This window comes from Pseudarthrobacter leeuwenhoeki, assembly GCF_055412885.1.
In genome coordinates this window covers 1-7885 of sequence record NZ_JBVAYY010000031.1, presented here as the reverse complement: position 1 = coordinate 7885, position 7885 = coordinate 1, and the positions used below count along the sequence as shown (strand labels likewise).

Genomic DNA, 7885 nt, shown 5'->3' with positions numbered 1-7885 from the left:
CGCCGCCGGGCTGCTGAACAAAACCTTCAACACCGACGCCGTGAAAGCCGACATGCTCGTCGGCATCGCCAAGATCACCGTCAACACCAAGTAACACCCACCAGGAATACCTGCCGGACGCATGGTCTGCACCGGCGGGAAGTGCCACGGCTCCTCCTTTGGGGTCCGTGGCACTTTTCTGTTCGCGTACCGTAGGGAATCCCGGGCGAAGCGCCGCTGCGGGAACCATATCTTGAGAGGCGTTTTACATGACTGGAGCCATGGTTGATGTCGTTCTGCCGTGTTTGAACGAACGCGGCGCCCTGCCGTGGGTGCTGTCCCGCATGCCGGAAGGGTACCGGGCCATCGTTGTCGACAATGGTTCCACGGACGGTTCCGCCGAGCTCGCAGCGAGCCTGGGCGCGCTCGTGATCCATGAGGGTCGGCAGGGGTTTGGAGCAGCCGCCCATGCCGGCCTGGTCGCGGCGACTGCGGAGTTCGTCGCGTTCTGCGATTGCGACGGGTCGCTCGACCCAGCGCAGCTGCCGGGGCTGGTCGCCCCCGTCGTCAGCGGCACAGCGGATCTGGTGCTGGGCAGTCGCCAACCGCAGCGCGGCTCCTGGCCCGTGCATGCCCGGATCGCCAACGTCGTCCTGGCTTGGCGGCTCCGGCGCCTGACCGGGGAACGCGTGACCGACCTTGGACCGATGCGGGCAGCGCGACGCGTTGAGTTGCTGTCCCTCGGGCTGGAGGACCGCCGCAGCGGCTACCCGCTGGAGATGTTCCTGAAGGCGAGTCTGCGCCAGTGGAGGATCTTGGAGATGCCCGTCCCGTATGCCCCCCGCACCGGCAAGTCCAAGGTGACCGGAACGGTGCGCGGAACGGTGACGGCGGTTCGGGATATGTCCGTCCAGCTCAAGTCTGCCGCGGCGGCTTCGTCTTCCGGACCGGTCCGGAAGACTCCCGGCAGCGAATGACGGTTATGAGCAAGAGCATGGATCTTACAGTGGCCGTCATCGCCAAAGAGTGCCTGCCGGGCCGTGTGAAGACCCGGATGAGCCCTCCGCTGAGCCCCGAATGGGCCGCCGCCCTGGCCCAGTTAAGCCTGAGCCGGACCCTGGATACGGTCCGGCTCCTCCCGGTACGGAACCGGGTGCTGGTCATGGACGGAACACCGGCTGCGGCGGACGCCGCAGGCTTCACCTTCGTACCGCAGACAACCGGAGGGCTGGATGAACGGCTCGCCGCCATCTGCGACGCGGCCACCGGTCCGCTGCTCATCATCGGCATGGACACTCCGCAGTTCTCGGCTGACCACGTGGCGCCGCTCCTTCACGACTGGTCCATGGGTGCTCCAGGTCATGACGCCTGGATCGGCCCGGCCACGGACGGGGGATTCTGGGCCCTCGCGCTGCGCCGCCCCGACGGGGCCCTGATCCGGGGAGTGCCGATGTCCACTCACACGACCGGGGCACGGCAGCTTGCCCGCCTGCTGGCCCAGGGCCTCAGTGTCGGGACGCTGGATGAACTGGCGGATATGGACCACTTCAGCGATGCGCTCAACATCGCCTCCGCGATACCGGGAACCACGTTCGCGCACGCTGTCCATGACGCAGCCCAGGGCCTTCAGGACTCATTGCCCCTTACCGGTGTCCTGCCGTGACGGCCACCGGCGTGGCATCAGCCACTCACTTCGGCCAAGGCCACGCGGAGCCCTACGCCAGGGCGCTGGCGGACGGATCCGGTACCCTGACCCTTCGTCCGGACATTGACCATACGGCAGCCCCAGTGGACTTCGACGTCCAAAGTTGGTGTGGGGAAGCAACCCTGCTCGAACGTTCGCTCCTGCAGAGTCTTCAGGGACCGGTTCTGGACATCGGCTGCGGACCGGGCAGACTTCTGGCTGCCGCCCAGCGAATGGGCCTTCCCGCGCTGGGGATCGATACCAGCCCGGAGGCGGTCCGCCGGGCGCGCGCCCGCGGCGCCAGGGCCCTGGAACAATCGGTATTCGCTCCGGTACCGCAGACCGGCCTTTGGCAATCAATCATTCTGCTCGACGGAAACATCGGCATCGGCGGAAGCATCACGTCCCTGCTGCTCCGCTGCGGCCAGCTCATCGCTCCGCGCGGGACTCTCCTGGTCGAAGTGGAGGCCGACGAGGACCTGGACACCGTCTACTCCGCCGTGCTGGAGGACTCGAGCGGAAACCAGAGCGAACCATTCCGCTGGGCACGGACGGGAAGCGTGGGTCTCGCGTCCCGGGCGCAGCGCAGTGAATGGACCATAGCCTCCGTTCAACGACTACAGGGCCGCGTCTTTTGCCGGCTCTCACCCTGCACCGGGCCAGACAGGACCGCAGTGTGACCGTCGCTGAACCTTCGCCGCCGACCGACGGCGCGCAACGCTCCATCCTCAGGCTGGCCGCCACGCTGACGGCGCTGGTAATGATCCTGGCGGGCTTGCTGTGGTGGATGGTCGTCCCCCACAACCCCTTCGAATCTGCACCCATTGTCGGCACCTTCCTGTCCTGGTGTGTCCTCCTTGGGGCTGTCAGTCCCCTCCGGCGCGTCCCCGGACGCCGCGTGGGTGCCGTCATCATCGCGGGCACTGTGCTGTTGGGCCTGGTTGCCGTCAGCGCTCCGCCGCGGACTAGTAACGATTCCGCCCGGTACGCCTGGGACGGGATTGCCCAAAAGGCGGGCATCTCCCCCTACTCGTACGTGCCCGTCGATGAGACCCTCGCCGATCTGCGGCCGGACTGGCTGTTCGCCCCCGGTGCCACCGGCGACGGGGGCAGGCCCGTGTGCGCCAAGGACTTGTTCGGGACGGAATCCGTCCCGGCCTTCGGCTACCCGTCGGGAAGTCCGGTGTGCACGGCCATTAACCGGCCGCACGTGCCCACGATCTATCCGCCCACGGCAGAGATCTACTTCTTCGGGGTGCGGGCCTTCGTCCCGGACTCGGTTGGATACCTGCCTTTCCAGCTCGGAGGCCTGCTCATCAGCGTGGCCGTGACGCTGCTGCTGCTCGGTGCCCTGGCCAAACGCGGCCTGCCCCTTCACCTCGCCGCAGTCTGGGGCTGGAGCCCATTCGTGCAGCTGGAAGCCGTGAACAATGCCCATGTTGATCTGCTCGGTGGTGCCCTGATCCTGGCCGCCGGAATGCTGCTGACCGGAGGCAAACCGCTGCGCTCCGGGATGGTGTTCGGGGCCGCCGTGGCCACGAAACTCATTCCGGTCATCGCCGCCCCTGCTTTGTTGTTCCGGCGCCCGGCCCGGTTCATTGCCGCGGCGCTGGCAACTTTCGTCATCCTATACGTGCCCTATCTGGCCGCTGCCGGGGCCGGAGTACTGGGCTTTCTTCCCGGCTACCTCAAGGAGGAGGGCTATAGCCAGGGCGGCGGGACCCGCTTCGGGCTTGCGCAACTTCTCTCCACCGGAGCCTGGCCGCCAATGCTCAGCGCCGCGGCGCTGGCCGTCGTCGCGCTCTTCGTGCTGCGGCGGACCCGGACCGGGAATGTCTGGGAGCACCAGACCCTCATGATTGGACTGACGCTGCTGATCATCAGCCCCAACTATCCTTGGTATGCGCTTATGCTGTTGCCGTTCATTGTCCTGAGCCGGCGCTGGGAATACGTCGCCGTCATCCTTGCCCTGGACACCATCTACATGCTTCCCGCCAAGGACCCCTTCGGCCTTCCGCTGCACCAAACGGCACTGCTTCTCGCCGTCGGCGCCGTCGCAGCCGGTGTCTGGTCGCGGCGCCGTAAAGAACTTCAGCTGGCAGCCCTCGCCGGCCTCGAGTCCCCGACGCCGGTTGCTGCGGGGACGACCCCGTGACCGGAGCCCCCCTTCCCCGCACCCCGCCGACCCCGAATGACATGATTGCACCATGAACACAGCACCCACCGGCACGCCACAGGCACGCATCGGCATCATCGGCGGTTCCGGAACCTACCAGCTCCCCGGATCGGCGATCCTGGCCACCATCGACGTTTACACCCCGTACGGTCCACCCTCTGGTCCCGTGACTCTTGCCGACGTCGGCGGACGCACCGTGGCCTTCCTCCCCCGCCACGGCGGAAAACATTCACTTCCGCCCCAAAAAATCAACTACCGCGCCAACCTATGGGCGCTTAAGAGCCTCGGCGTCGAAGCCATCCTTTCCTCCTCGGCCGTGGGCGGCCTCAGGGAAGGCTTCGGCCCCGACACGTTCGTGGTGACGGACCAGCTCATCGACCGCAGCTGGGGACGCGCGGACACCTTTTTCGACGGGACCGTCGTTGACGGCGTCCCGCCCGCCGGTGTCCAGCACCTGCCAGCCTCAGAACCTTTCTGCCCCACCCTGCGTGCGCACGTGGCTGCCGCCCTTGAAGCACACAACATCGCCTACGTCCCGCAGGGAACGGTGGTCGTGATCAACGGACCACGATTCTCCACGAAGGCCGAGTCCGCCTGGTACGTCACCGGCGGTGCTGACATCATCAGCATGACCCAGTACCCCGAACCCCTGCTGGCCGCCGAGCTCAACATGGGTTTCGCCAATTTGGCGTTCATCACCGATTCCGATACCGGACACGACGGCTCGGAACCGGTCACCGCCGACGCCGTCTTCGCCCGGCTAAAGAATGCCCAGCACAGTGTCCTGGCCGTTCTTGAAGCGACTGTCGCCGCCATCAGTGAGAGCTACCGCGCCCGGCCGCTGATGGATCAGGAAGCGGTACGCCGGATCATGGCACTCCCGGCCATCCGGGACATGGCGGACGCCAGATGAAACTCCTCATCACCGGAGGTGCCGGGTTCATCGGTTCCCACATCGTCGATGCCGCCCTTGCCAAAGGCTGGTCAGTGCGCGTCCTCGACTCATTGGACCCCGGACTTCATTCCGCGCCGCCCGTCTTTGGCCCGCAGGTGGAACTCCTGACCGGCGATGTCACGGACCCGGCCACGGTCGATTCGGCATTACGGGGTGTCGATACGGTCTGCCACCAGAGCGCGAAGGTCGGACTGGGCGTCAGCTTCGCCGACGCACCGGACTACATCCGCAACAACGACTACGCCACGGCCATCCTCCTGGCCGCCATGGAACGCCACAGCATCACGCGCCTGGTCCTGGCCTCCTCGATGGTGGTCTACGGCGAGGGCGCGTATGCCGATCCCCGGACCGGGCTTCCCGTCCGGCCCGGGCCCCGCGCCGAGGCTGACCTGCGCGCCGGTATTTACGATCCCCGCGACCCGGCATCCGGGGCAGTCCTTGTCCCGGCCATGGTCACCGAGGACGCGGCCCTGGATCCCCGGAACGTCTATGCCACCTCGAAATTGTGCCAGGAATATCTTGCCGCCTCGTGGGCCCGGAGCACCGGCGGATCGGCCATCGCCCTGCGCTATCACAACGTCTATGGTCCAAGGATGCCCAGGGACACCCCGTACGCCGGAGTCGCGTCCTTGTTCCGTTCGGCGCTGGCCCGTGGCACGGCTCCGCGCGTGTTCGAAGACGGCGGCCAGCGGCGCAGCTTTATCCATGTCCGGGATGTCGCAGCGGCGAACATCGCCGCGACAGAGTCACTGTCCAGCCCCGGCACCCCGGGATTCCGGGCCTACAACGTCGGTGCGGACGAGGTACGCACGATCGGTGAAGTCGCGGCGGCATTGAGCACCTTCAGCGCAGGTCCGCCGCCGGTAGTGACCGGCGAATACCGGCTCGGCGACGTCCGCCACGTCACGGCGTCTTCGGAACTGATCAAAGCCGAACTCGGCTGGGCCCCGGAAGTGGGGTTTGACGAAGGCATGCGCGAGTTTGCCACCGCTCCCCTGCGCGGCGAACCGGCCTGACCAAACAGGCAGGGCGACAAGGGGTTCCCAACGCCCGACTGAGGCAAGCTTCTATTACAGGACCCCCGGACCCCCAAGGACCGGGGTCCGGCGGTTGTGCCTCCCGCTTAGTGCACGGGCAGATTTTCTTGATGAAGAGAGCGCGTGTTGACAGCGGTCTTGTAATCCCGCTGCCCCGGTCAGAGCCTGATGGTCACTGACCGGCGGGCCCGGCGCTCCAGGACAACGATGGTCGCAGTGGAGGTCAGGGCCAGGACTACCCAGAACCACACCAGGTTCCCGGCGTAGTCGGCTTCCAGGACCGTGGCGGATTGCGCCGCGGACTGGGCCTTGAGCAGGATCCCTGCCAGCAGGGTCACCAGGGCGCCGGTGAGCAGGGCACCGCGGAGGACGGCCGCGGACGCGGGTTGGAGTTTCGCGCCGGCCCGGGTCAGGCCTGCCCCGGCAACGGTGGAGAGTGGCACAATGACGCCGTCGTGTATGAGGATGGCAACGGCCATCCATGTCAACAGGCCGATCAGCTGCGACGGACCCAGTTGGGTGGGCAGCCCCAGCAGCCCATAGACCAGAATCGCCACGCCCGTGACCCCAAGCGCTCCCCGGGCGGCTTTGACAGTCCAGGACGTTTTCACAGCACCTCCACGCTGTGCAACCACTTGGTCTGCAGCACTCCGGGACGGCCGGGGGCGATGATTCTAGCCGGGTAGCCATGGTCCAGATCGAGGACCGAGCCGTTGAGTTCAAGGGCCACCAGCGTCTTCTCGTCCCGGGAGTACTCAGCCGGCATGTTCATCGTGCGGTAGGCGCCTTCCGGCTCCAGGCTGGTGAACTTGAGTTCAGAACCTGCGGGGGCGCCGACGGCTGCGAGCAGGTCCTGAACGCGGACGCCCCGCCAGGTAGCCATCTGGCTCCACCCCTCAACGCACGCGATCGGCAGTTCGTGGCTGTACTGGGGCATTGCCCGGAGCTTATCCAGAGTGAAGGACCTGCTGGAATCCCCCGAGCGGACCATGAGCGCCCAAGTCGAGGACATCGCAAGGTCCGTCACCTTGGCATCAGCCGCGGTCCGGTTCACCGGCACCCCTTGGGGACCTTCCCCCATTTTGCGTGGGGCGAACAGGTTGGCCGGTGCGAGCCAGGAGAACGACTGTCCCGCCGTCGTTACAACGACGGCTCCGGTCGCGGCCGCGACCGCCGTCAAGAACGCCCGCCGGGACCAGCGTCCGGGACGTGCCGAGCCGGCGTCGGAAGCGGGCTCGACCTCGGCAGCGGCGCTATCGGGCTCGACCTCGGCAGCGGCGCTATCGGGCGCGGCAGGCCCGCCGACAGCGAGCCCCCTTGATGATCGCCGACGCCAGTTAGCCGCAATGACCGGGAGTTTGACAGCCAAATGCAGCAGGAGCGAGCCCCAAATCACCCAGGCCAGCCAGTAGTGGGTCTCGCGAAACGGAAACGGCCACGGATACCACTTGTAGGTATTGATCAGGCCGGTGGTCAACTGCAGCAGCGATGAGGCGATGAACAGGGCAATGGAGGCCCGCTCGAGGCCGTGTACCAAGGACCTAACCGGCGGCCATGTCAGCAGTTCCGGGTATACCGACCAGAGCTTGGCCAGCAGCAGCGGGATCGCGGCGATACCGGCCGTCACGTGCAGTCCCTGAGTGAGCTGGTAGATCCACACGGGGCTGGTGGGAAAGAACATCCAGGAGGGCGGATTCTGAAGTCCGTGGCTGAAAAGGCCGGTGAGAAAACAGATGCTGAAGGTGATCCCAAGCCAGCGGCCCAGGACAACGGTCAGACGTGTGCTGCGTGTCGGCGAGGCAAACTTGGCCGCCAACGCCTCGGTGATCTTCTGCCCGTCAAGCTTCTGCATGTCTGGATCACTTCACCATTCCGTGGCCGCCAGCGACCACTCTAACCGCCGAACCGAAACACCACGGACCCCAAGGTCCGTGGCGTTCTCGGTTATTCCTGGTGGGTGTTACTTGGTGTTGACGGTGATCTTGGCGATGCCGACGAGCATGTCGGCTTTCACGGCGTCGGTGTTGAAGGTTTTGTTCAGCAGCCCGGCGGCG

The 7885-nt window shown here is 66.3% G+C and carries 8 protein-coding genes; 6 read left to right on the top strand and 2 right to left on the bottom strand.

Annotation, left to right across the window (positions count from 1 at the left end; translation table 11 throughout):
- Positions 1 to 260: 260 nt before the first annotated feature.
- Genes ACZYX4_RS17405 through ACZYX4_RS17380 form a run of 6 tightly spaced genes read left to right on the top strand, consistent with a single transcriptional unit; the run spans position 261 to position 5810 of the window.
- Positions 261 to 956, top strand: a complete 696-nt coding sequence (locus ACZYX4_RS17405) for a glycosyltransferase family 2 protein (protein WP_463878300.1) — start codon at positions 261 to 263, stop codon at positions 954 to 956.
- A gap of 17 nt (positions 957 to 973) precedes the next feature.
- Entirely contained in the window at positions 974 to 1642 is a 669-nt protein-coding gene (locus tag ACZYX4_RS17400) for a TIGR04282 family arsenosugar biosynthesis glycosyltransferase (protein ID WP_463878298.1), read from the top strand.
- An 11-nt stretch (positions 1643 to 1653) separates the two neighbouring features.
- Positions 1654 to 2343, top strand: a complete 690-nt coding sequence (locus ACZYX4_RS17395) for a methyltransferase domain-containing protein (protein WP_463878295.1) — start codon at positions 1654 to 1656, stop codon at positions 2341 to 2343.
- The gene (locus ACZYX4_RS17390) at positions 2340 to 3818 is read left to right on the top strand and encodes a glycosyltransferase family 87 protein (protein WP_463878292.1); all 1479 of its coding nucleotides are present in this window, start codon (positions 2340 to 2342) and stop codon (positions 3816 to 3818) included. The genes ACZYX4_RS17395 and ACZYX4_RS17390 overlap by 4 nt, the downstream gene beginning before the upstream one ends.
- A 52-nt stretch (positions 3819 to 3870) precedes the next feature.
- The gene (locus tag ACZYX4_RS17385; RefSeq protein WP_463878290.1) at positions 3871 to 4752 is read left to right on the top strand and encodes an MTAP family purine nucleoside phosphorylase; all 882 of its coding nucleotides are present in this window, start codon (positions 3871 to 3873) and stop codon (positions 4750 to 4752) included.
- The gene (locus ACZYX4_RS17380) at positions 4749 to 5810 is read left to right on the top strand and encodes an NAD-dependent epimerase/dehydratase family protein (RefSeq protein ID WP_463878287.1); all 1062 of its coding nucleotides are present in this window, start codon (positions 4749 to 4751) and stop codon (positions 5808 to 5810) included. Before ACZYX4_RS17385 ends, ACZYX4_RS17380 begins: the two co-directional genes overlap by 4 nt.
- A 179-nt stretch (positions 5811 to 5989) precedes the next feature.
- Here ACZYX4_RS17380 and ACZYX4_RS17375 read toward each other — a convergent pair whose 3' ends face one another.
- A complete protein-coding gene (locus ACZYX4_RS17375) occupies positions 5990 to 6442 on the bottom strand; it encodes a hypothetical protein (RefSeq protein WP_463878284.1) in 453 nt (150 codons plus the stop codon).
- Entirely contained in the window at positions 6439 to 7683 is a 1245-nt protein-coding gene (locus ACZYX4_RS17370) for a molybdopterin-dependent oxidoreductase (RefSeq protein ID WP_463878281.1), read from the bottom strand. The genes ACZYX4_RS17375 and ACZYX4_RS17370 overlap by 4 nt, the downstream gene beginning before the upstream one ends.
- Positions 7684 to 7885: the final 202 nt, after the last annotated feature.